The organism is Streptomyces sp. NPDC048352 (assembly GCF_040651895.1).
Classification (GTDB): Bacteria; Actinomycetota; Actinomycetes; order Streptomycetales; family Streptomycetaceae; genus Streptomyces.
In genome coordinates this window covers 12451-34271 of record NZ_JBEZKZ010000031.1, presented here as the reverse complement: position 1 = coordinate 34271, position 21821 = coordinate 12451, and the positions used below count along the sequence as shown (strand labels likewise).

At 73.2% G+C, this 21821-nt stretch carries 22 protein-coding genes and 1 pseudogene; 14 read left to right on the top strand and 9 right to left on the bottom strand.

Annotated features, from left to right (window positions below):
* Positions 1-20: 20 nt before the first annotated feature.
* A complete protein-coding gene (locus AB0D45_RS18050) occupies positions 21-1616 on the bottom strand; it encodes an MFS transporter (RefSeq protein WP_362459931.1) in 1596 nt (531 codons plus the stop codon).
* A gap of 143 nt (positions 1617-1759) precedes the next feature.
* Here AB0D45_RS18050 and AB0D45_RS18045 point away from each other — a divergent pair, with 143 nt between their 5' ends.
* From AB0D45_RS18045 to AB0D45_RS18035, 3 genes are all read left to right on the top strand, one after another.
* Complete coding sequence (locus AB0D45_RS18045) at positions 1760-2446, top strand: TetR family transcriptional regulator (RefSeq protein ID WP_362459928.1); 687 nt, start codon at positions 1760-1762, stop codon at positions 2444-2446.
* A 254-nt stretch (positions 2447-2700) separates the two neighbouring features.
* Positions 2701-3840, top strand: a complete 1140-nt coding sequence (locus AB0D45_RS18040; RefSeq protein ID WP_362460034.1) for an alpha/beta hydrolase — start codon at positions 2701-2703, stop codon at positions 3838-3840.
* A 97-nt stretch (positions 3841-3937) separates the two neighbouring features.
* On the top strand, positions 3938-4792 hold the full coding sequence (locus tag AB0D45_RS18035; RefSeq protein ID WP_362459925.1) for a DUF4429 domain-containing protein: 855 nt from the start codon (positions 3938-3940) through the stop codon (positions 4790-4792).
* Positions 4793-4822: 30 nt separating this feature from the next.
* On the opposite strand, the gene AB0D45_RS18030 is transcribed toward AB0D45_RS18035, so the two are convergent.
* Positions 4823-5254 carry a MerR family transcriptional regulator gene (locus tag AB0D45_RS18030; RefSeq protein WP_362459922.1) on the bottom strand — a complete coding sequence of 144 codons (432 nt, stop codon included), beginning with the start codon at positions 5252-5254 and terminating at the stop codon, positions 4823-4825.
* A gap of 60 nt (positions 5255-5314) precedes the next feature.
* Here AB0D45_RS18030 and AB0D45_RS18025 point away from each other — a divergent pair, with 60 nt between their 5' ends.
* Positions 5315-6133: a serine hydrolase domain-containing protein gene (locus AB0D45_RS18025; protein ID WP_362460031.1), complete on the top strand. Its 819-nt coding sequence runs from the start codon at positions 5315-5317 to the stop codon at positions 6131-6133.
* Here the strand turns inward: AB0D45_RS18025 and AB0D45_RS18020 are convergent, their stop codons facing one another.
* Positions 6134-6793, bottom strand: a complete 660-nt coding sequence (locus tag AB0D45_RS18020; RefSeq protein ID WP_361604165.1) for a pirin family protein — start codon at positions 6791-6793, stop codon at positions 6134-6136. It lies immediately after the preceding gene.
* Between the two features lie 81 nt (positions 6794-6874).
* Between AB0D45_RS18020 and AB0D45_RS18015 the strand changes: the two genes are divergently transcribed.
* The 5 genes from AB0D45_RS18015 (at position 6875) to fabF (ending at position 11780) form a co-directional block, all read left to right on the top strand.
* A complete protein-coding gene (locus AB0D45_RS18015; protein ID WP_361604162.1) occupies positions 6875-8086 on the top strand; it encodes a helix-turn-helix domain-containing protein in 1212 nt (403 codons plus the stop codon).
* 89 nt (positions 8087-8175) lie between these two features.
* Positions 8176-9093: an ACP S-malonyltransferase gene (locus AB0D45_RS18010; protein ID WP_361604159.1), complete on the top strand. Its 918-nt coding sequence runs from the start codon at positions 8176-8178 to the stop codon at positions 9091-9093.
* Positions 9094-9112: 19 nt separating this feature from the next.
* A complete protein-coding gene (locus AB0D45_RS18005) occupies positions 9113-10117 on the top strand; it encodes a ketoacyl-ACP synthase III (RefSeq protein ID WP_362459917.1) in 1005 nt (334 codons plus the stop codon).
* Between the two features lie 54 nt (positions 10118-10171).
* Complete coding sequence (locus AB0D45_RS18000; protein WP_361604153.1) at positions 10172-10423, top strand: acyl carrier protein; 252 nt, start codon at positions 10172-10174, stop codon at positions 10421-10423.
* Between the two features lie 79 nt (positions 10424-10502).
* A complete protein-coding gene (gene fabF, locus AB0D45_RS17995) occupies positions 10503-11780 on the top strand; it encodes a beta-ketoacyl-ACP synthase II (protein WP_362459914.1) in 1278 nt (425 codons plus the stop codon).
* A gap of 65 nt (positions 11781-11845) precedes the next feature.
* On the opposite strand, the gene AB0D45_RS17990 is transcribed toward fabF, so the two are convergent.
* Complete coding sequence (locus AB0D45_RS17990; RefSeq protein WP_030160508.1) at positions 11846-12340, bottom strand: DUF3145 domain-containing protein; 495 nt, start codon at positions 12338-12340, stop codon at positions 11846-11848.
* Positions 12341-12589: 249 nt separating this feature from the next.
* Here AB0D45_RS17990 and AB0D45_RS17985 point away from each other — a divergent pair, with 249 nt between their 5' ends.
* Positions 12590-13486 (top strand): SGNH/GDSL hydrolase family protein, encoded by an 897-nt coding sequence (locus tag AB0D45_RS17985; protein ID WP_362459911.1) that lies wholly within the window; start codon positions 12590-12592, stop codon positions 13484-13486.
* 100 nt (positions 13487-13586) lie between these two features.
* Here the strand turns inward: AB0D45_RS17985 and AB0D45_RS17980 are convergent, their stop codons facing one another.
* The gene (locus AB0D45_RS17980; RefSeq protein ID WP_362459908.1) at positions 13587-16058 is read right to left on the bottom strand and encodes a glycoside hydrolase family 3 C-terminal domain-containing protein; all 2472 of its coding nucleotides are present in this window, start codon (positions 16056-16058) and stop codon (positions 13587-13589) included.
* Between the two features lie 154 nt (positions 16059-16212).
* Between AB0D45_RS17980 and AB0D45_RS17975 the strand changes: the two genes are divergently transcribed.
* A complete protein-coding gene (locus AB0D45_RS17975; protein ID WP_361601127.1) occupies positions 16213-16788 on the top strand; it encodes a TetR/AcrR family transcriptional regulator in 576 nt (191 codons plus the stop codon).
* A 47-nt stretch (positions 16789-16835) separates the two neighbouring features.
* Positions 16836-17549, top strand: coding sequence for a carbon-nitrogen hydrolase family protein (locus AB0D45_RS17970; protein WP_362459905.1), 714 nt, complete (start codon positions 16836-16838; stop codon positions 17547-17549).
* A gap of 19 nt (positions 17550-17568) precedes the next feature.
* Here the strand turns inward: AB0D45_RS17970 and AB0D45_RS17965 are convergent, their stop codons facing one another.
* Positions 17569-17907, bottom strand: a complete 339-nt coding sequence (locus tag AB0D45_RS17965) for a helix-turn-helix domain-containing protein (protein ID WP_362459903.1) — start codon at positions 17905-17907, stop codon at positions 17569-17571.
* Between the two features lie 98 nt (positions 17908-18005).
* On the opposite strand from AB0D45_RS17965, the gene AB0D45_RS17960 reads away from it, so the two are divergent.
* Positions 18006-18929 (top strand): NAD(P)-binding domain-containing protein, encoded by a 924-nt coding sequence (locus AB0D45_RS17960; RefSeq protein ID WP_362459900.1) that lies wholly within the window; start codon positions 18006-18008, stop codon positions 18927-18929.
* Positions 18930-18955: 26 nt separating this feature from the next.
* Positions 18956-19261, top strand: a pseudogene (locus AB0D45_RS17955) (GNAT family N-acetyltransferase); the annotation flags it as partial.
* Positions 19262-19292: 31 nt separating this feature from the next.
* Here AB0D45_RS17955 and AB0D45_RS17950 read toward each other — a convergent pair.
* The 3 genes from AB0D45_RS17950 to AB0D45_RS17940 form a co-directional block, all read right to left on the bottom strand.
* A complete protein-coding gene (locus tag AB0D45_RS17950) occupies positions 19293-20216 on the bottom strand; it encodes an EI24 domain-containing protein (RefSeq protein WP_362459897.1) in 924 nt (307 codons plus the stop codon).
* A gap of 78 nt (positions 20217-20294) precedes the next feature.
* Positions 20295-20720, bottom strand: coding sequence for an organic hydroperoxide resistance protein (locus AB0D45_RS17945; RefSeq protein ID WP_361601145.1), 426 nt, complete (start codon positions 20718-20720; stop codon positions 20295-20297).
* Positions 20721-20785: 65 nt separating this feature from the next.
* Entirely contained in the window at positions 20786-21808 is a 1023-nt protein-coding gene (locus AB0D45_RS17940; protein ID WP_361601148.1) for an NADP-dependent oxidoreductase, read from the bottom strand.
* Positions 21809-21821 lie beyond the last annotated feature (13 nt).

Sequence of the window (21821 nt, the reverse complement as noted above, 5' to 3'; positions counted from 1 at the left end):
GTAACGCCGGTCGGAGCTGCTCAGATGTGGGCCGCACCGCCCGCGCCGGCCTCGGCGTTCTGCCCGCGCTTGGTGAAGCAGGCGACGATCGCGGCGAGGACGGCGACGGCTCCGGCGCACGTGAAGGCCGTGCTCATGCCGGACACGAAGGTGTCGTGGGCGACGGTGGAGATGGCCTGGGCGACCGGCTCGGGGAGGCCGGGCGGGACGGGGGCGATGCCGACCTGGACTCCCTTCTCGGCGAGTTCGAGCTGCTCCGGGGTGAGCGGGGGCAGGTTCGCCCGCTGCCAGTTGTCCCCGAAAGTGTCACTGACCTCGGCGGCCATGACCGCGCCGAGGACGGCGGTGCCGAGGCTGCCGCCGACCTGCATGGCGGCCTGCTGGAGGCCGCCGGCCACGCCGGACAGTTCGAGCGGGGCGTTGCCGACGATGACCTCGGTGGCGCCGACCATGACGGGGGCGAGGCCGAGGCCGAGCAGGGCGAACCAGAGCGACATGGTGAGGGTGCCGGTGTCCGGGGTGAGCCGGGCCATCCCGAAGCAGGCGGCGGCGGTGGCGGCCATGCCGGCGACGAGCGGCACGCGCGGGCCGACCTTGGTGATGGCGGCGCCGGCCAGCGGCGAGCCGATGATCATCATGCCGGTGAGCGGCAGCAGGTGCAGGCCGCTGTCGACCGGGCTCATGCCGTGCACGTTCTGCAGGTAGAAGGTGACGAAGAACAGGCCGCCCATGAAGGCGAAGGCCATCAGGACCATCAGCACGGTGCCGGCGGACAGCGGCAGCGAGCGGAACATGCCGAGCGGGATCAGCGGCTCGGAGACCTTGGTCTCCCAGAGCGCGAAGAGCACGAAGCACACCACGGACCCGCCGAGGAAGAGCAGGGTCCTGGTGTCGCCCCAGCCCCACTCGGCGGCCTTTATGAGCGCCCAGATCAGGGAGAACATCGCGGCCGACAGGAGCGCGATGCCCGGCAGGTCGAAGGAGCGCGGGGCGTTCTCGGCGCGGTGGTCGAGCAGGATGAACAGGCCGAACAGCAGCGCGATCACACCGACCGGCACGTTGATGAAGAAGACGGACTGCCAGCTGACGTGCTCGACGAGCAGGCCGCCGACGATGGGCCCGGCGGCGGTCGAGGCGCCGATGACCATGCCCCAGATGCCGATGGCCATGTTGAGCTTCTCGGCGGGGAACGTGGCGCGCAGCAGGCCGAGGGCGGCCGGCATCAGCAGGGCGCCGAAGAGGCCTTGGGCGACGCGAAAGCCGATGACGAGCCCGACCCCGGTGGACAGGCCGATCGCGGCCGAGGAGAGCGCGAAGCCGGCGATGCCGATGAGGAAGGTCTGGCGGTGCCCGAAGCGGTCGCCGAGCTTGCCGGCGGTGATCAGGGAGACCGCGAGGGCCAGCAGGTAGCCATTGGTGATCCACTGCACTTCGGCGAGGCTGGCGCCGAGGTCCTTCTGGATCGCGGGGTTGGCGACGGCGACGATCGTGCCGTCGAGGGTGACCATCATGACCCCGATCGCCACGGCGAACAGCGTCAACCACGGGTGGCCGCGCAGTCCGGCGCGCGCCGGGGCAGGGCCTGAGTCCTTGGCGAGGGTGATCTGATCAGTCATACGAACAGGCTAATGACAGCGACTGACACTTCACAGACGGCTCAACGCGGCAGCGGCTGTCAGGTCCGTCACAGGTACCCTGACCGCTTACTCAGCGTCAGATCGAGCCCGTGCGCTCGGGATCAGAGAGGACCCCCGCGGTGATGACCGACGAGCGGCCCGTGCCGGTGGCCGGACTGCGCGAGCGCAAGAAACGGCGCACCCGGGACGCGCTGCTGCGCGCCGCGCTGCTCCTGTTCATCTCGCAGGGCTACGAACGGACCACGGTCGACGAGATCACCGACACCGTGGAGGTGTCCCAGCGCACCTTCTTCCGCTACTTCGCCAACAAGGAGGAGGTCGCGTTCGCCGTCCAGGACCTGGTCGAGTCCCACTTCCTGGCCGCCCTGCGGGCCCGGCCGGCGGACGAGGCCCCGCTGGAGGCCATGCGCAACGCGGTGCTGGCCGCCTGGGACACCGTCGAGGAGGCCATCTCCGACGTCGTGCCCATCGACCTCTACATGCGGGGCTACCAGCTGATCGAGTCCACCCCGGCCCTGCTCGCCGTCCACCTGCGGCGCTCGACCGAGCTGGAGGAGGAGATCGCCCGGCTGATCGCCGCCCGCGAGGGGGCCGACCTGGACACCGACCCGCGGCCCCGGGTGGCGGTCGCCGCGTTCTGCGGGGTCATGCGGGTCACCGGCCGGCTCTGGGGCCAGGGCGAGGACACCAGCGTGGCCGCGATCCGGCGGATGACCGAGGCCTACCTCGACCAGATCGGCCCGGCCCTCGCGGCGGACTGGCGCCGCCCGCCGGTCGCCGTCCGGAACGAGCCGAAGGACACGGCCTAGGAGTGGCGCCGACGGCCGTCGCGGCGCCCGCGCCCATCCGGCCCGGAGGCCGTCCGGCGCAACGGAGCGTGACCGGCCGGGAGATGTGTCCCACGACCGGCCGTGAGCCCGGTCACCCGGCACGCCACGGCCTCCAGCGGTCTTTTAGTCTGGCTCCAGTGAAACTGCCCGGCCGCCCCGCCCCCACTTTCCCGGACGCCCCCGCGCGTCCCGCCGCCCTGCGCGCCCTGCTCGCGCTCGCGGTCGTGTTCCTGATGCTGGCGACGACCGGCTGGACCGCCGTGCACCGCCCCGACACCGGGATCCAGGCGCGGGCCGCCGAGCTCACCGCGTGGGCCGCGGCCCGGATCGACGGCCGGGCCGTGCCGCCCGCCGACGCCCCCGTACGGACGGTGGCCCGCTTCTTCGCCGGGCTCGACGGCGCCCAGCGCGCCCGCCTCGCCGACGGCTACCCGCTCGTGGTCGGCAACCTCGACGGGGCCCCCGCCGAGACCCGCTACCGGGCCAACCGCCACTCCCTGGCGCGGGCCGCGCGGGCGGAGGAGTCCCGCGGCCGGGACGTCGCCCTGACCCCCGCCGACCGCGCCACGGCCGTCCGGCGCGCCCACCGCTTCGAGTCCCTCGCCGAGCCCGGCCGGCAGATCCTCGTCTTCGACCCCACCGGCGGCGGCCTCGTGGCCGAGGTCTTCGGCGACCTCGCGTCCGCCCGCCGGGTCTCGGTGGTCGTCCCCGGCGTCGACACCGACGCCGTCACCTTCGAGCGCAGCCAGCGCCGCCTCACCGCCCCCGCCGGCATGGGGCGGTCCCTGTACGAGGCCGAGCGCGCGGCCGCGCCGGCCGGCCGCACCGCCGTCATCGCCTGGGCCGGCTACACCGCCCCCACCGGGGTCGGCGTGGACGCCGCCACCGGCCGGCTCGCCGTCCAGGGCGCCGTACGGCTGGAATCCCTGGCCGCGGCCCTGCCCGGGGACGCGAGCGTGGCCCTGTTCTGCCACAGCTACGGGTCGGTCGTGTGCGGGGTGGCCGCGCACCGGCTGCCGGCCCGGGTGACCGACCTGGTGGTCGCGGGCAGCCCCGGCATGCGGACCGACAACGCCGCCGGCCTGCACACCACCGCGCGCGTCTGGGCGATGCGCGACGAGGGCGACTGGATCTCCGGCGTGCCGCACCTGGAGGTCGGCGGGGTGGGCCACGGCGCGGACCCGGTGTCCCCCGCCTTCGGCGCGCGGCTGCTGTCCTCCGAGGGCGCCCGGAGCCACACCGGCTATTTCGAGCCAGGTACGGCCTCCCTGGGCAACTTCGCCAAGATCGGAACCGGCGCCTTCGGTTCCGTCGCGTGCGCGAACGGAACCGACGACTGCCGGCTCGGAATTTCCGGCACGCAGGGTGACTGACGGGGACACCCCCCGCCCCGCACCCGTAGCAAGCCGAAAAAACCGGGCCGGATGACGAGGGGGACGCGCGGGGGCGTGTCCCTTTACGATGTGCCGCATGGGTGACGTACTGGCCGGAAATCATGCCGTCTGGGAGTTCGACTCGGACTCGGTGCTCATCCGCTTCGCACGGGGGATGCGAACTCCACGCCTCTGGCACGCACTGGGCGAGCGCCGGATCCCCCTGGAAGCGCTGTCCGGGATCGATGTGAGCGCCGCCGCCGGGGCGATGGGCCGGCGGGACACGGTCGTGCTGCGCGCCGTACCGCGCGCGGGCGCCGATCCGCTGATGGAGGCTGCCGCCGGGCAGCTGAAGGAGGGCTGCGATCCGTACCGGCTGGTGCTGCCCGCGGACCGGGCGCCGCAGGCCGCGGCCTTCGCCGACGCGGTGCGCGGGCGGCTGGGGCCCCGTGCCGCCGAGCCCGCCGACCGCTTCCTCGTCGGGGTGGCGCGGCCGCCGCTCCAGCTGAAGGCGTACGACGCCCGGGTGGGCTTCGACGGCTCCGCGGTCACCTTCCAGTGGTCCCGTACCGGGGCCAGCAGCGCCAAGTGGCGGGCGGGCGACCAGCGGTTCGCGCTGGCCGGCCTGTCCGGCGTCGAGTGGGCCTCCCCGGACCGCCCGGGCGGCGGCTACCTGCGGCTGCGGCCCCGCGACGCCGCCGGGGACCCCGCGCCGCCGGACCACGACCTGACGGCCGCGGTGTTCGGGGCCGGGTACGGGGCGGTGCACGAGTCCCTGCCGTTCGCGGCCGCCGTCCTCGCCGCGCTGCGGGAGCGGGCGCCGGTGGGCGCGGTGCCGCGCGCCCGGACGTCCGACGACCGGCTGACCCACCTGAGCGAGCTGCACAGCACGGGGCTGCTGACGGACGCCGAGTACGCGGCGCTGCGCGACCGCTTCGCCGCGGGAGCCTGAGCGCCTACCGGGGGCGCGGACGGCGCTCCGTCACGCCTGGGCCGTCCGCGCGGCCGCGTCCCCCGAGCGCCGGCCCGCCGTGTCCGTGCACGTCCCGTTCAGCGCGTACATGCTGATCTTCAGGTCGAGGACGCCGAGCGCGTCCGTCAGCTCCGCGAGCCGCGCCCGGACCTCGCGGCGCGTGCGCTCCAGCAGCTCCCGGCGCTCGTCCACGGTGTGCTCCCCCTCGCGGACGAGTTCGGCGTAGCGCACCATGTCCGCCACCGACATCCCGGTGGCGCGCAGCTTGCCCACGAACGCCAGCCAGCCGAGGTCCTTGTCGCTGAACCGCCGCTGTCCCGAATGGGAGCGGTCCACGTGCGGCATCAGGCCGATCCGCTCGTACCAGCGCAGGGTGTGCTGGGTCAGACCGGTCCGGGCCTCGACCTCGCTGATCGTGTACCGCGTCTGCGTCAGGCTCATGGCCCTACGCTAAAACCCTGGAGTGCACTCCAAGCAAGTAGGCTCGGCCGCATGGAGAGCATGGAGAGCCTGCGGGCCATCGACACCTGGCCGGTACCGTCCGCCGCGGCGGCCGTCGTACGCGCCGACGGGAGCCTGGCCGGCTCCCACGGTGACACGGCCCGCCGCTTCCCGCTGGCCTCGGTCACCAAGCCGCTCGCCGCGTACGCCGTCCTCGTCGCGTACGAGGAGGGGGCGCTCGAACTGGACGAGCCGGCCGGACCGGAGGGGTCGACGGTCCGTCACCTCCTCGCGCACACCAGCGGCCTGGCCTTCGACGAGCACCGTGCCGCGGCCCCGCCCGGGCAGCGCCGGCTGTACTCGAACGCCGGTTTCGAGGTGCTCGGCGACCACCTCGCGAAGGCCACCGGCATCCCCTTCGCGGAGTACCTGCACCAGGCCGTCTTCGAGCCGCTCGGCATGGCCTCCTCCAGCCTGGAGGGCTCCCCCGCCAAGGACGGCGTCTCCACCGTCGCCGACCTCGCCCGCTTCGCCGCCGAACTCCAGGCGCCACGGCTGCTCGACGTCCGTACCGTCGCCGAGGCCACCTCCGTGGTCCACCCCGGCCTCAAGGGCGTCCTGCCGGGCTACGGGCACCAGTCGCCCAACGACTGGGGCCTGGGCCTGGAGATCCGTGACGGCAAGTCCCCGCACTGGACGGGCCTGACGTCCTCCCCGCGCACCTTCGGCCACTTCGGCCAGTCCGGCACCTTCCTGTGGGTGGACCCCGACGTCCGCGCCGCCTGCGTGGCGCTGACCGACCGCGCCTTCGGCCCCTGGGCCGTCGAGGCCTGGACCCCGTTCACCGACGCGGTCCTCGCCGAACTGCGCGCAGCCTAGCTAGGCCGGCAGCTCCCAGATCAGCAGCTCGCCCGGGGACCCGGCGGTGATCTCCAGGTCCTTCTCGCCGGTGATCCGCGCCGAGTCCCCCGGGCCCAGTTCCTGCCCGTCGAGCCGCAGGTCCCCGCGCACCACGTGCAGGTAGACCCGTTCCGCCGGCGGTACGGGGACCCGCTCGCCCGCGCCCGGCCGCCGGACGTGCAGCACGGCGCCCGCCGCCGGGACCTCGTACGGGGTGCCGTCCGCGAGGTCGCGTACGACCTCGTACGCGGGCTCCCCTCCGGCCGTCAGCGGTGCGAGCCACGTCTGCACGAACCGCAGCGGCACCCCGGCGTCGTTGCGCTCCACGTGCCGCGCCCCGGATCCGGCGCCCAGCCGCTGGACGTCGCCGGGCCGGACGGTACCGGTGTGCGCGCCGGTGCTGTCCTCGTGGGTGAGCTCGCCCTCCACCACCCAGGTGACGATCTCGGTGTGGCTGTGCGGGTGCTCGTCGAAGCCGGCGCCCGGGGCCAGGCTCTCCTCGTTGCAGGCCAGCACCGGACCGAAGCGGATGTTGTCGGGGTCGTAGAAGGACCCGAAGGAGAACGCGTGGCGGGTGGTGATCCCGGCGGCCGGATCCCCTCCCGCGTACCGGTCGGCGGCGCGGCGTACATCGATCATGGGGGCCACCGTATCCGCAGCCGGGAGCCCGGCACGCGGACCCGAGTCCGCGCCGGTGCGCCGATAAGGCAGTCTTGTCCCGTGCCCCAACCCGAACGTGAGCAGTCCCCCGACAGCCGTCCCGTGCATCCGGTCCACCCGCACACCGCGACGCTGCGCCGGCTGGAGAAGTCCGCCGGGCGGCTCGCCGCCAACGCCATCGCGCGGATGGACGAGAACCTGCCCTGGTACCGGGCGATGCCTCCGGAGAACCGGTCGTGGATCGGCCTGGTCGCGCAGGCCGGCATCGCGGCCTTCACGGAGTGGTTCCGGCACCCGGAGACCCCGCAGGCCATCTCCACCGATGTCTTCGGGACGGCCCCGCGCGAGCTGACCCGGGCGATCACGCTGCGCCAGACCGTCGAGATGGTCCGTACGACGATCGAGGTCATGGAGGCCGCGATCGACGAGGTGGCGGCCCCCGGCGACGAGTCGATCCTGCGCGAGGCACTGCTGGTGTACGCCCGGGAGATCGCCTTCGCGACCGCCCAGGTCTACGCCCAGGCCGCCGAGGCACGCGGCGCGTGGGACGCCCGGCTGGAGTCCCTGGTCGTGAACGCGGTGCTGTCGGGCGAGGCCGACGAGGGCGCGCTGTCGCGGGCGGCGGCGCTCGGCTGGAACTCGCCGGAGCACGTGTGCGTGGTCCTGGGCACCGCCCCGGAGGGGGACAGCGAGCTGACGGTGGAGGCGATCCGCCGTGCGGCCCGCCACCACAAGCTCCAGGTGCTCACCGGGGTGCTCGGCGACCGCCTGGTGGTGATCGCGGGCGGCAGCGACAACCCGATGCAGGTGGCGAAGTCCCTGATCGGGCCGTTCGCGGCGGGTCCGGTGGTGGCGGGGCCGGTGGTCCCCGACCTGTTGAACGCGACGAAGTCCGCGCAGGCCGCGGCGGCGGGCCTGAAGGCCTGCACGGCCTGGCAGGACGCGCCGCGTCCCGTGCTGGCGGACGATCTGCTGCCGGAGCGCGCGATCGCCTCGGATCCCTCGGCCAGGGAACAGCTGGTGGAGGAGATCTACAGACCGCTGGAGGAAGCGGGCTCGGCGCTGCTGGAGACGCTGAGCGTCTATCTGGAGCAGGCCAGCAGTCTGGAGGGGGCGGCGCGGATGCTCTTCGTGCACCCCAACACGGTGCGCTACCGGCTCCGACGTGTGACCGACGTCACCGGCTGGTCACCGTCGGATGTCCGGTCGGCGTTCACGCTGCGGATCGCCCTGATCCTGGGGCGTCTGGCCGACGGAGATCCTCAGTCCTAGACTTTTGTCGGACATCGACAATTACCCCGACCGTTCTTCGTCCCTGTCCCCACGGGCGGCGGAGACCATCCACAAGAGAGAGTGTGAGGGTGCTCGTACTCGTCGCTCCAGGCCAAGGCGCTCAGACGCCCGGCTTCCTGACTCCCTGGCTCGAACTCCCCGGCGCCGCCGAGCGCGTGGCGGGGTGGTCCGACGCCATCGGGCTCGACCTCGCCCACTACGGCACGAACGCCGACGCGGACGAGATCCGCGACACGGCCGTGGCCCAGCCGCTGCTGGTCGCGGCCGGCCTGCTGTCCGCCTCCGCGCTCGGTTCGCCGGCGGCCTTCGGTGCCGTCGCCGGCCACAGCGTCGGTGAGATCACCGCTGCCGCCGTCGCCGGTGTGCTGAGCGAGGGCGACGCGCTGTCCTTCGTACGCACCCGCGGTCTCGGCATGGCCGAGGCCGCCGCGGTCACCGAGACGGGCATGGCCGCGGTGCTCGGCGGCGACCGCGACGTGGTCGTCGCGCACCTGGAGAAGCTGGGCCTGACCCCGGCCAACATCAACGGCGCGGGCCAGATCGTGGCCGCCGGCACCAAGGAGCAGATCGAGGCCCTGGTCGCCGAGAAGCCCGAGGGCTCCATGAAGGTCGTGACCCTCCAGGTCGCGGGCGCCTTCCACACGCACCACATGGCCCCCGCGGTCACCACGCTGGAGAAGGCCGCCGAGGCCCTCTCCCCGGCCGACCCGGCGATGGCGTACGTTTCGAACAAGGACGGCCTCGTCGTCACCTCGGGCGCCGACGTCGTCGCCCGCCTGGTCGGCCAGGTCGCCAACCCGGTCCGCTGGGACCTGTGCATGGAGACGTTCGCCGAGCTCGGCGTCACCGGGATCGTCGAACTGTCCCCGGGCGGGACCCTCACCGGTCTGGCCAAGCGCGCGCTCAAGGGCGTGCCGAGCGTGGCACTGAAGACGCCGGACGATCTCGACAAGGCCGCGGCGCTCATCGCCGAGCAGTCGGCCTGAGAGAAGGAGCCCACACAGCATGTCCAAGATCAAGCCGGCCAAGGGCTCCCCGTACGCCCGCATCCTCGGAGTCGGCGGCTACCGTCCGACCCGTGTGGTGCCCAACGAGGTCATCCTCGAGACGATCGACTCGTCCGACGAGTGGATCCGCTCCCGCTCCGGCATCGCGTCCCGGCACTGGGCCTCGCCCGAGGAGACGGTCTCCGCGATGTCGGTGGAGGCTTCCGGCAAGGCGCTCGCCGACGCCGGGGTCTCCCCCGAGCAGATCGGCGCGGTGATCGTCTCGACGGTCTCGCACTTCAAGCAGACCCCGGCCGTCGCGACCGACATCGCGCACCGGATCGGCGCGGGCAAGCCCGCGGCCTTCGACATCTCCGCGGGCTGTGCCGGCTTCGGCTACGGCCTGACGCTCGCCAAGGGCATGGTGGTGGAAGGTTCCGCCGAGTACGTGCTCGTCATCGGCGTCGAGCGGCTCTCGGACCTGACCGACCTGGAGGACCGCGCGACGGCCTTCCTGTTCGGCGACGGCGCCGGCGCCGTGGTCGTCGGCCCCTCGGACGAGCCGGCCATCGGCCCCACGGTGTGGGGCTCGGAGGGCGACAAGTCCGAGACCATCAAGCAGACCGTGCCGTGGGACGAGTACCTCGGCAAGGACGGCGGCGAGAAGTTCCCGGCCATCACGCAGGAGGGCCAGGCGGTCTTCCGCTGGGCCGTCTTCGAGATGGCCAAGGTGGCCCAGCAGGCGCTCGACGCCGCCGGGATCACCCCGGATGACCTGGACGTCTTCATTCCGCACCAGGCCAACATGCGGATCATCGACTCGATGGTGAAGACTCTCAAGCTGCCGGAGCACGTCACGGTCGCCCGTGACGTGGAAACCACCGGCAACACGTCGGCCGCCTCGATCCCGCTCGCCATGGAGCGGCTCCTGGCGACCGGAGCGGCGAAGAGCGGCGACACCGCGCTCGTCATCGGCTTCGGGGCGGGGCTCGTCTACGCCGCGACGGTCGTTACCCTCCCCTAGGGCCGGGATCACTTCCCGCCCTGATCCACCAGTTAGCTACAGAAGGAGCGCCACATGGCCGCCACGCAGGACGAAATCGTCGAGGGTCTCGCGGAGATCGTCAACGAGATCGCGGGCATCCCGGTCGAGGACGTCGAGATCGGCAAGTCCTTCACCGACGACCTGGACGTCGACTCGCTCTCCATGGTCGAGGTCGTCGTCGCCGCCGAAGAGCGCTTCGACGTCAAGATCCCGGACGAGGACGTCAAGAACCTCAAGACGGTCGGCGACGCCGCTGACTACATCCTGAAGCACCAGGCCGCCTGAGCCTGACGAGCGTTTGTCGCCACCCGGCGGTGGCGCCGTGACAATTCAGCACCCCCTGAGACGTGGAGAAAGAATTCCTGTGAGCCCGACCAATCGCACCGTGGTCGTCACCGGTATCGGCGCAACCACTCCGCTGGGTGGCGACAGCGCTTCGACCTGGGAAGGTCTGCTCGCCGGCCGGTCCGGCGTCTCGCCCCTGGAGGGCGAGCGCTTCGCCGAACTGCCGGTCCGCATCGCCGCCCAGGCCGCCGTGGACCCGGGCGAGGTACTGCCCCGCCCGCTGGCCCGCAAGCTCGACCGCTCGGCGCAGTTCGCCCTCATCGCGGCCCGCGAGGCCTGGGCCGACGCGGGTTACACCGCCCCGGCCGGTGCCGCGGACAGCGAGGGCCCGACCGTCGTCCCCGAGCGTCTGGGCACCGTGATCGCCTCCGGCATCGGCGGTGTCACCACCCTGCTCGACCAGTACGACGTACTGAAGGAGAAGGGTGTGCGCCGGGTCTCCCCGCACACCGTTCCCATGCTCATGCCGAACGGCCCCTCGGCCAACGTCGGTCTCGAGGTCAACGCCCGCGCCGGTGTGCACACCCCGGTCAGCGCGTGCGCGTCGGGCGCCGAGGCCATCGGGTACGCGGTCGAGATGATCCGTACCGGCCGCGCCGACGTGGTCGTCGCCGGTGGTACCGAGGCGGCGATCCACCCGCTGCCCATCGCGGCGTTCGCCAACATGATGGCGATGTCCAAGAACAACGAGAGCCCCACCACGGCCTCCCGCCCGTACGACAAGGCCCGCGACGGCTTCGTCCTCGGCGAGGGCGCCGGTGTCGTGGTGCTGGAGTCCGCCGAGCACGCCGCCGCGCGCGGTGCCCGGGTCTACTGCGAGGTGCTGGGCCAGGGCCTGTCGGCGGACAGCCACCACATCGCGCAGCCGGAGCCGACGGGCCGCGGTGTCGCGGCCGCCGTGCAGAACCTGCTCGACAACACGCAGCTGGACCCGTCCGAGCTGGTCCACGTGAACGCGCACGCCACGTCCACCCCGCAGGGTGACACGGCGGAGCTGAAGGCCCTGCGCAAGGTCCTGGGCGACGACCTGGACCACATCGCGATCTCCGCGACGAAGTCGATGACCGGCCACCTGCTGGGCGGCGCGGGCGGTATCGAGACCGTCGCGACCGTGCTGGCGCTGTACCACCGGATCGCCCCGCCGACCATCAACGTCGACGAGCTGGACGAGGACATCGACGCGGACATCGTGCGCGGCGAGCCCCGCAAGCTGCCGGTCGACGGCCCGATCTCCGCGATCAACAACTCCTTCGGCTTCGGCGGCCACAACGTCTCCCTCGCCTTCCGCACCGTCTGAAGGCAGAGACCGTAAGAGGATGGCCCCCGCCCGGCAGTGCCGGGGGGGCCATCCTCTTACGGGTTTCAGACCACCTGGTGGAGCCAGCGGACCGGGGCGCCCTCGCCGGCGTAGCGGAAGGGCTCCAGCTCGTCGTCCCAGGGCTTGCCCAGCAGCTTGGCGATCTCCGCCTCCAGGTCGGTCTCGCCGCGCGCGGAGCGGGCCAGCGCGGCGCGCAGCCGGTCCTCGGGGATCAGGATGTCCCCGTGCATGCCGGTGACGGCGTGGAAGATGCCGAGCTCCGGGGTGGAGCTGTAGCGCTCGCCCTCGGCGGTCGGGCAGGGTTCGGCGGTCACCTCGAAGCGCAGCAGGTGCCATCCGCGCAGGGCGGAGGCGAGTTTCGAGGCGGTTCCCGCCTCTGCCTGCCAGGAGAACTCGGCTCTCCAGGTGCCGGGGGAGGCGGGCTGTCTGATCCAGTCGAGGTTCACCCGCACCCCGAGCACCCCCGCAACAGCCCATTCCACGTGCGGGCAGAGCGCGCGCGGTGCGGAATGCACGTACAGAACTCCACGTGTCGTCACCGGGACCTCCAGTGTGGGACGAGGTCGGGAATAAACTCCAGAAAACGGACAGTATGTGACGTGATGTAATGTAACGGAAATTATTTGACATTGCGTTGCGGCACCGGCGGCCGAAACGCCACGGGAAAAAGCTACCGTGCGCCAGGGGGCATGGTGTGACGTACGGTCGCTCCGAGGCCCGTAAACACCGAGCATTCACTCAGCAGGACGCCCCCGGAAGGACGCGGGGCGACGAGGGAGGACCACCCCATGCGCACCACCGCCGCCCGCCGTCTCGCGCGCCGGACGTCCGCGGGCGCGGGCGTGGCGGCGGCCCTCCTCGCCGCGACGGTCACGGGGTGTGACTCCGCCGGGCCGTCGGCCGGGAACGAGCGGGGAGGCCACTCCGCGCCCCGCTGGAACACCTCGCCCGCGTCGGTCGCCGCGGTGGGCGACTCCATCACCCGCGGCTTCGACGCCTGTTCGGTGCTGGCCGACTGCCCGGAGGTCTCCTGGGCGACCGGCAGCGATCCCGCCGTGCGCTCCCTGGCCGCCCGGCTGCTCGGCGAGGCCGAGGTGCCGGCGCGCAGCTGGAACTACGCGGTCACCGGCTCGCGCATGGCGGACCTCCCGGGGCAGATGGCCTCGGCGGCCCAGCACAAGCCCGGCCTGGTCACGGTCATGGTGGGCTCCAACGACGCCTGCCGGCCGACGGCTTCGTCGATGACGCCGGTGGAGCAGTTCCGCGCCGACTTCGTCCGGGCCCTGAAGGACCTGCGGACAGCGTCGCCCGCGTCGCAGGTGTACGTGTCCTCCGTGCCCGACCTCCAGCGGCTGTGGGAGCAGGGCAAGGACATCCCGGTCGTGCGGCAGGTCTGGAAGCTGGGGATCTGTCAGTCCATGCTGGCCGACCCGCTGTCGGCGGAGGCCGTGGCGACCGCGCGCCGCGAGAAGGTACGGGCGCGGGTGGTCGAGTACAACGAGGTGCTGCGCGAGGTCTGCGCGGCCGACGCGCTGTGCCGCTACGACGGCGGCGCCGTCTTCCAGTACCCCTTCGGCGAGGAACAGCTGAGCCGCTGGGACTGGTTCCACCCGGGCCGGGACGGCCAGGCGCGGCTCGCGGAACTGGCGCACCGACAGGTGACGGCGGCCGCGCCGCCTGGTTGACGCGCGGGGGGCCGGGAGCGGTGTCAGGGTCCGCTCCCGGCCCGGTACACGGGTTGATTCCGGCCAATTTCACGCTACGGCGTGTCGCGCCGCCCGGCCGTCACAGGTCGAGGGTCGCCGTCAGCCGGGTGTCGGCGTGCGAGCGGCTCGCGCGGACCTCGTAGGTGCCGCCGATCCGCCGCCAGCCGCGCTCCTCCTCGTCCCAGACCTCGAAGGCCCGGGCGGGCAGCGCGATCTCCACCTCCACGCTCTCGCCGGGGCCGGCCTCGGCGCCCGCGAACCCGGCCAGCCAGCTCGCCGGGCGCCCGGCCCGGTCCGCCACGGGCGCCAGGTAGACCTGGACCACCTCCCGGCCGGGCCGGCTCCCGGTGTTGGTGAGGCGGACCCGGACCGTGTCGGGGCCCGCCTCCAGGGACTCGTACGCCCAGTCCGTGTAGCCGAGGCCGTGCCCGAAGGGGTAGGCGGGGGCCACGCCCCGCGCCTCGTACGCCCGGTAGCCGATGAAGAGCCCCTCGCGGTACTCCAGCCGCCCGTCGGCGGGGACGACCTCGGTGACGGGTGCGTCGGCGAGGGAGGCGGGCCAGGTGGTGGGCAGCCGCCCGCCGGGCTCCGCCTTCCCGAGGAGTACGTCGGCCAGCGCGGCCCCGCCCTCCTGTCCGGGGAACCAGGTCAGCAGCACGGCGGCGACGTCCTCGCGCCAGGAGAGTTCCACCGGGGAGCCCGCGTTGACGACGACCACGGTGTTCGGGTTGGCGGCGGCGACGGCGCGCACCAGGTCGTCCTGGCGGCCGGGCAGTGCGAGGTCCCGCCGGTCGAAGCCCTCGGACTCCACCCGCTCGGTGGTGGCGACCACCACGACGGCCGTGTCGGCGGCGCGGGCGGCCCCGACCGCTTCGGCGATCAGCTCGTCGGCGTCGCGCCGCGGCCCGAGGTGGAGCAGGGAGAACATCACCGCCCGCAGCGGCAGCGCGCTCATGTCGGGGACCCGGTACGTGAGCGACACCCCGACCGGCTCGCCCTCGGTGAGGACGGTCCGGGCGCGCTCGCTGGGCGCTCCGAAGAACGCCTCGAAGGGGTCGGCCTCGTCCCCCGTCTCCTGGACGCCCTCCCAGAGGGTGCGGCCGCCGACGGCGAGGGTGAACGCGCCGAGGCCGCGGGTGCCGAAGGCGTGCTCGCCGCTCTCGCGCGGCACGTACGTACCGGTGACCTCGATGGTGGCCATCGTCTCGTACGCGGCCCCCGCGGGCAGGTCGTCGCCGATCCACTGCACCTGCCCGCTCGGCAGGCTGCCCTCGCCGATGACGGCTCCGGAGGCGTCCCGGCAGACGGCGCGCAGGTCGAAGCCCTGGCCGGCGGGCACGAGTTCCCCGCTCGGGTCGGCGCCGACCGCGTAGGTCAGCGCGCCTTCGGGGAGCGCGGCGGCGAGTCCCTCCAGCGGTGACACCACCCGCTCGGGGAAGACGGTCGCCGACCCGCCGCCGAGGACGCGGGCGTCGCGGGCGGCCGCCCCGATCAGGGCGACGGTGCGGCCGGGGCCCGCGTCCAGCGGCAGGGCGCCGGCGTCGTTGCGTACGAGGACGCACCCGCGGGCGGCCAGCTCGCGGGCCAGCGCCTGCCCGTCGACCGGCGCGGGCGGTTCGGCGACGACGGCGGGGGCGCCCTCCAGCAGGCCCACGCGCGCGGCGAGCCGCAGGACGTTGCGCACGGCCCCGTCGACGGCGGACTCGGGGACCTCCCCGGCGCGCACGGCTTCGGCCAGCGCGGGCCCGTACACGGTCTGCGGGCCGGGCATGGCCACGTCGAGGCCCCCGAGGATGCCCCCGGTGGTGGAGCGGGCGGCCATCCAGTCGGAGACGTTGCAGCCGTCGAAGCCCCACTCGCCGCGCAGCACCTCGTTCACCAGGTGCCGGTGCTCGGTCATGGTCGTGCCGTTGACCCGGTTGTAGGCGGTCATGACGCCCCAGGGGCGGGCGCCCGTGACGATCGCCTCGAAGGGGGCGAGGTACAGCTCGCGCAGCGTGCGCTCGGCGATGACGTTGTCGACGGTGAAGCGCTCGGTCTCGGCGTCGTTGCCGACGAAGTGCTTGACGGTGGTGGCGACCCCGCCGTCCTGCACGCCCCTGACGTAGCCGGTGCCGATGGCGCCGGTGAGGCAGGGGTCCTCGGAGTAGCACTCGAAGTGGCGGCCGCCCAGCGGGGAGCGGTGCAGGTTGACGGTGGGGGCGAGGAGGACGTGCACGCCCTTGCGGCGGGCTTCCTGGGCGAGCAGCCGGCCCGCGCGGCGGGCGAGGGCGGGGTCCCAGGCGGCGGCCAGCGCGGTCGGGGAGGGCAGCGCGATGGAGGGGTCGTCGGCGGTCCAGCGCACCCCCCGGACGCCGATCGGCCCGTCGGACATCACCAGGGAGCCGAGCCCGATCCCGGGCAGGGCGGGCAGGGACCACATGTCCCGACCGGCCAGCAGGCGGGCCTTGGTGTCGAGGTCCAGCTTGCCCAGTGCCGCTTCGACGGCGTCCTCGCGGGCCCGGTCGTCGCGGTCCTGGTCCTCGTCGTGTACCTGATCGGCATCGGTCACGGCCGTGCCTCCTCGTCGAGTGCGGTGCGGTGCGGTGCGAACGGCCCCATCGTGGCCCCGATACCTGTAGAGCGGTAGGTGTTGTTATCATCTCGTGATGTGAGCATGCCGTACGGTCCTGCTGGCAGGTGTGAGCGGAAGGGGTGGTCCGGCGATGGCCAGGGCGAAGAGCGAGGAGCGGCGCGGCGAGATCGTCCGCGCGGCGGTCGAGGTGATCGCCGAGCGCGGCTACCGGGGTGCCTCCCTGGGCTCCGTCGCCGAACGCGTGGGGCTGACCCAGCAGGGGCTCCTGCACTACTTCCCGACCAAGGAGGCCCTGCTGGTCGCGGTCCTGGAGGAGCGCGACCGCTGGGACACCGGCGGCGGCTCGCGCACCGCCGCCGACGCCTGGCGCCTGGACCTGCTGGAGTCGCTGGTGGAGTACAACGCCATGCGCCCGGGCATCGTGCAGACCTTCTCGGCGCTGCTCGGCGAGAGCGTCACCGACGGCCACCCCGCCCGCGCGTTCTTCACCGACCGGTACGCGCAGGTGCGCGCGGAGATGGCCACGCTGCTGCGCGCCGAGTTCGGCGAGCGCCTCCCCTCCGGCCTCACCCCGGAGCAGGCCGCTCCGCTGCTGACGGCGGTGATGGACGGCCTCCAGTACCAGTGGCTGCTCGCCCCGGAATCGGTGGACATGCCCGCCGCGTTCCGCTCCTTCCTCACCCTGCTGAGGGGCCCCGGCGCGTAGCCGCGCCCGGGAGCCGCAGCTCCGGGAAGGGCTGGCATCCTGAGGCCGTGAAGATCGCCGCCGCCCAGCTGACCTGCGTCCCCGCCGACGTCACCGCCAACGCCGCGTCCGCCGCCGCCCTCGCCGCCCGGGCCCGGGGGCAGGGCGCGGAGCTCGTGGTGTTCCCCGAGTTCACGCTCACCGGGTACGAGCTGGAGGCCCTCGCCGGGGACCCCGGCCTGTGGCTGGCCGACGCCGAGGACCCCCGCCTGGACGGGCTGCGCTCCGCCGGCACCGCTGTGGCCGTCAACGCCGCCCTGCGCACCGGCGGGCCGCTGCCCGCCATCGCGACGCTGGTGTACGACGCGGACGGGGCGCACGTGACGACGTACGCCAAACAGCACCTCTACCGGCACGAGCAGGGTGCCTTCGCCGCGGGCCGCACCGACGGCCGCTTCGCACTGGGCGGCCTGCGCTTCTCGCTGGGCGTCTGCTTCGACAACCACTTCCCGGAGCTGGCCGCCCGCAGCGCGGCCGACGGCTGCACGGTGCACCTGGCCAGCTCCCTCTACGGCACGGGCGGCGGGCGGGCCGAGCGGGCGGGCGTCCACCCCGGGATCGCGAAGGAGCACGGCCTGTACGTGGTCCTCGCCAACCACGTCGGCCCGGCGGGCCCGTGGACGGGCTGCGGCGGCGCGGCCGTGTGGGCCCCGGACGGCACGCTGCTGGCCGAGGCCGACGACCTCGGGCCGGACGTCGTCACGGTGGAGATCCCCGCCTGAGGGCCGGGCCCGGCACCGTTCAGGCGGAGTCCGGCAGCAGGTGCTTGGTTCCCCACTCCCCCAGGGGCTCCAGGACCCCGTTCAGCTCCTCGCCGAGCGGGGTCAGGGAGTACTCCACGCGCGGCGGGACCTCGTCGTAGACCTCGCGGTGGACTATGCCGTCGTTCTCCAGCTCGCGCAGCTGGGCCGCGAGGACCTTCTCCGACACGCCCGGGACGAGTCGGCGCAGCTCGCCGAAGCGGATGCGCGGACAGCGCTCCAGCTCCCACAGCAGCGAGACCTTCCACTTGCCCTCGATCACCGCCATCGCCGCGGCGATCCCGCAGTGGTCCGCCCCCGGTCGTCCTGTGACCGCCATCGCGCACTCCCCTCCCACCTGCTCGCTCACTTCGGGGTAACCACCCACCCCGAAGTGCGTACTTGAACGCCGCAACGCCCGCCACCAGGCTAAACGGCATGACCGACACACACGTGACGAAGCGTCCGCTCACCCTCCTCGGCACCGGTGACATGGGCACCGCCCTCGCCCGCACCTGGCTCGCCGCCGGGCACCCCCTGACCGTCTGGAACCGTACCGCCGCCAAGGCCGCCGCCCTGGCCCCCGAGGGCGCGGCCGTCGCCGCGGGCCCGGCCGAGGCCGTCGCCGCGCACACCCTCGTCGTGCTCTGCCTGCTGGACGACGCCAGCATCGGAGCCGCCCTGGAGGGTATCGACCTGACCGGCAAGGACATCGTCAACCTCACCACCGGCACCCCCGCCGAGGGCCGGGCGCGGGCCGCGTGGGCCGAGGAGCGCGGAGCCCGGTTCGTGGACGCCGGGATCATGGCGACGCCGGACATGATCGGCGCCCCCGGTTCCGGGGCGTACGTCTTCTACAGCGGCTCGCGCGCCCTCTTCGACACCCACCGCGCCGCCCTGGAGGTCCCGGCCGGCGCCCGCTTCGTCGGGGAGGACCCGGGCCACGCGGCGCTGCACGACGTGGCGCTGCTCAGCGCGATGTACGGGATGTTCGCGGGCGTCTCGCACGCCTACGCGCTGATCGAGGGCGAGGGCATCGCCCCCGGAGACCTGGCGCCGCTGCTGTCCGAGTGGCTCGGCGCGATGGGCTTCTTCGTCGGCAACGCCGCCGAGCGGCTGAGCTCGCGGGACTTCACCGGCGGGGTGGTGTCCAACCTGGCGATGCAGGTCGCCTCCAGCGGCACGCTGCTGCGCACCGCCGCGGGCCAGGGGGTCAGCCCCGAGCTGATCAAGCCGTACCTGGACCTGATGCGCGAGCGGCTGGAGGCCGACCCGGCGGCCCACGCGGGCGAGGACACCGTCGGGGCGCTCACCCTGCTGCGGCGCCAGGGGCTGCCTGCGAAAGCCGGACTCCCCGGCTGAAGGTAAGAGGCACGAGGGGCTCGACGGGCCGACCGCTGGGCTTCTACACGCTGGTGCTCGACCCCGCCGAGCTGGACCTGGCCTTCGTGTCGGACGAGGCGCAGGGGACGGGCATCGGCCGCCTCCTCATGGAGCACATGCTCGACCAAGCCGGAAGGGCGGGCTTGACCCATGTCCGAGTGGTGTCGAACCCGCCCGCCGAGCAGTTCTACCGGCGCATGGGAGCCGAACCGGTGGGAACGGTTCCCGCCTCCCCGCCCAAGGTGACGTGGGCGCGGCCGGAACTGCGGTTCACCGTGGCCCGTCACGCGGACGTCACCACCACTCGCTGACCAGGAGCCCCGGTCCGCGGCCCGGCCGGGGTCAGCCCTGGCTGTAGGGGTTGGGGGTGCGGCCGTGGGGGCCCGCACCGCCCTGGCCGGGGCCCTGGCCGTAGGGGCCCTGGCCGTACTGATGCCCGTACGGGCCCTGCGCGCCGGGCTCGGAACCGGGCTGCCGCGGGTCGCCGTCCCCCGCGTCCCCGTCCGCGTCCCCGTCCCCGTCGGCGGAGTCGGCGCCCACCAGGTCCCGCGCCATCAGGGTCGCCCCCGCCACCGCCCCCGGCATCAGGAACACCGCGACCAGCGGGACCAGGAACGCCAGCACCAGCGGCACGCCGAAGCCCAGCGCCTGCGCCCGCCGCCCGCGCAGCAGGACCAGCTGCTCGGCCAGGTCCACCCGGCGCCGCTGGAGGGCGACGGAGGTGAGCTCCTGGGTGAGGAAGAAGCCGGAGACGCAGAAGCCGATCGCCGGCACCACGGTCTGCCCGATCACCGGGATGAACCCGAGGGCGAACAGCAGGATCCCGTACAGCACCACCCGGCCTAGCAGCCGCACGCTGTCCCGGCCGGAGATCCACAGGTCCTCCCAGAACGAGCGCCCGGACTCGGGGACCTCGCCGCCCTCGGTGCGGTCGACCTGCTCCGAGAGGGACTCGTAGAAGGGCTGGCCGACCAGCAGGGTCACGGCGGTGAAGGTGATCACCGAGAGGAAGAGCCCGAGGGAGGCGACCACGGCGGTCAGGAAGCCGCGGAAGAGCCCGATCCAGGGCGAGGACCAGTCGGAGGCGAAGGGCGTGGCCCAGTCGACGAGGTCGTCGGCACCGTAGAAGAGGCCGACCAGCGCGGCGGCGTACAGCACCAGCGACACCAGGCCCGGCAGCAGGCCGAAGCCCAGCCAGCGGCCGTTCCGCAGCACCCATCTCTGACCGGCCAGCAAGTACCGGAAGCCCCCCGCAAGATCACGCATGGGGCCAGTTTATGGGCCGGGAACGGCGGAGGCCGCACCCCCTGGGGGGGTGCGGCCTTCGCGAGGCGTGCGACGCGGTCAGGCGACGTTCAGCTCGACCGTGATGTTGCCGCGGGTGGCCTTGGAGTACGGGCAGATCTGGTCGGCCTTCTCGACCAGGTCCTTGGCCGTGGCGGCGTCCACGGTCGGGATCGAGGCCGTGAGCTTGACGATGATGCCGAAGCCGTCGTCGTTCTTGCCGATGCCGACCTCGGCCGTCACCGTGGAGCCGGTGACGTCGACGTTCTCGTTGCGGGCGGCGACGCTGAGGGCACCCTGGAAGCAGGCGCTGTAGCCGGCGGCGAACAGCTGCTCCGGGTTGGTGCCGGCGCCGCTGCCGCCGAGCTCCTTCGGCGGGTTCACGACGACGTCGAGCTGGCCGTCGTTGGTGGCGACGCGGCCGTCACGGCCGTTCTCGGCGGTGGCGACGGCCGTGTACGCGACGTCGGTCTGCGTGATGGACATGAAGAACTTCCTCCAGATGAATCGCCGCGATGCGCGCCCACGATCGCGACGGTCGTGGAGTGAGCCTAACCCGTGAAGGAAACGATCATCTTTCCGGTGTTCTCTCCGCGCAGCATTCCGAGGAAGGCGTCGGTGGCGTTCTCGACGCCCTCGACGACCGTCTCGTCGTAGCGGAGCTCGCCGGAGGCCAGCCAGCCGGCCACGTCCTTGACGAACTGCTGCTGCATTCCGTAGTGGTCGCCGACGAGGATGCCCTGGAGGCGCAGGCGCTTGCCGATGACCATCATGAGGTTGCGCGGGCCGGGGGCGGCCTCGGTGTCGTTGTAGCCGGCGATGGCACCGCAGAGGGTGGCGCGGCCGTGGACGTTCATGCTGGTGATGGCGGCCTCGAGGTGGTCGCCGCCGACGTTGTCGAAGTAGACGTCGACGCCCTCGGGAGCGGCCGCGGGCAGCTGCTCGGCGACCGGGGCGTTCTTGTAGTTGAAGGCGGCGTCGAAGCCGTACTTCTCCGTGAGCAGCGTCACCTTCTCGTCCGAGCCGGCGGAGCCGATCACCCGGGAAGCGCCCTTGATCCGCGCGAACTGGCCGACGAGGCTGCCGACCGCACCGGCCGCGCCGGAGACGAAGACGGAGTCGCCCTCCTTGAAGGAGGCGACCTCGAAGAGGCCCGCGTAGGCGGTCAGACCCGGCATGCCGAGCACGCCGAGGTAGGCGGAGAGCGGGGCGAGGGAGGCGTCGACCTTGGCGGCGTGCTGCGCGTCCACCTCGGCGTACTCGCGCCAGCCCAGGTGGTGCAGGACGTGGTCGCCGACCTCGAAGCCCTCGGCGTTGGAGGCGACGACCTCGCCGACCGCGCCGCCCTGCATCGGCTCGTCCAGCTGGAAGGGCGGGATGTAGGACTTGGTGTCGTTCATCCGGCCGCGCATGTAGGGGTCCACGGACATGTGGAGGTTGCGGACCAGGATCCGGCCGGCGGCGGGCTCGGCGGAGACGGGTACCTCGCGCAGGGCGAAGTCCTCGGCCACGGGCCAGCCCTGCGGGCGGCGGACGAGGTGCCACTCGCGGCTGACGGCGGGGATCTGAGACATGAGGGACTCCTGG

What these genes read in the sequence shown, in the direction of transcription:
- AB0D45_RS18050 (WP_362459931.1), bottom strand. Translation starts at nt 1,616, where the DNA reads ATGACTGATCAGATCACCCTCGCCAAGGACTCAGGCCCTGCCCCGGCG.
- AB0D45_RS18045 (WP_362459928.1), top strand. Translation starts at nt 1,760, where the DNA reads ATGACCGACGAGCGGCCCGTGCCGGTGGCCGGACTGCGCGAGCGCAAG.
- AB0D45_RS18040 (WP_362460034.1), top strand. Translation starts at nt 2,701, where the DNA reads ATGCTGGCGACGACCGGCTGGACCGCCGTGCACCGCCCCGACACCGGG.
- AB0D45_RS18035 (WP_362459925.1), top strand. Translation starts at nt 3,938, where the DNA reads ATGGGTGACGTACTGGCCGGAAATCATGCCGTCTGGGAGTTCGACTCG.
- AB0D45_RS18030 (WP_362459922.1), bottom strand. Translation starts at nt 5,254, where the DNA reads ATGAGCCTGACGCAGACGCGGTACACGATCAGCGAGGTCGAGGCCCGG.
- AB0D45_RS18025 (WP_362460031.1), top strand. Translation starts at nt 5,315, where the DNA reads ATGGAGAGCCTGCGGGCCATCGACACCTGGCCGGTACCGTCCGCCGCG.
- AB0D45_RS18020 (WP_361604165.1), bottom strand. Translation starts at nt 6,793, where the DNA reads ATGATCGATGTACGCCGCGCCGCCGACCGGTACGCGGGAGGGGATCCG.
- AB0D45_RS18005 (WP_362459917.1), top strand. Translation starts at nt 9,113, where the DNA reads ATGTCCAAGATCAAGCCGGCCAAGGGCTCCCCGTACGCCCGCATCCTC.
- AB0D45_RS18000 (WP_361604153.1), top strand. Translation starts at nt 10,172, where the DNA reads ATGGCCGCCACGCAGGACGAAATCGTCGAGGGTCTCGCGGAGATCGTC.
- AB0D45_RS17985 (WP_362459911.1), top strand. Translation starts at nt 12,590, where the DNA reads ATGCGCACCACCGCCGCCCGCCGTCTCGCGCGCCGGACGTCCGCGGGC.
- AB0D45_RS17975 (WP_361601127.1), top strand. Translation starts at nt 16,213, where the DNA reads ATGGCCAGGGCGAAGAGCGAGGAGCGGCGCGGCGAGATCGTCCGCGCG.
- AB0D45_RS17965 (WP_362459903.1), bottom strand. Translation starts at nt 17,907, where the DNA reads ATGGCGGTCACAGGACGACCGGGGGCGGACCACTGCGGGATCGCCGCG.
- AB0D45_RS17960 (WP_362459900.1), top strand. Translation starts at nt 18,006, where the DNA reads ATGACCGACACACACGTGACGAAGCGTCCGCTCACCCTCCTCGGCACC.
- AB0D45_RS17950 (WP_362459897.1), bottom strand. Translation starts at nt 20,216, where the DNA reads ATGCGTGATCTTGCGGGGGGCTTCCGGTACTTGCTGGCCGGTCAGAGA.
- AB0D45_RS17945 (WP_361601145.1), bottom strand. Translation starts at nt 20,720, where the DNA reads ATGTCCATCACGCAGACCGACGTCGCGTACACGGCCGTCGCCACCGCC.
- AB0D45_RS17940 (WP_361601148.1), bottom strand. Translation starts at nt 21,808, where the DNA reads ATGTCTCAGATCCCCGCCGTCAGCCGCGAGTGGCACCTCGTCCGCCGC.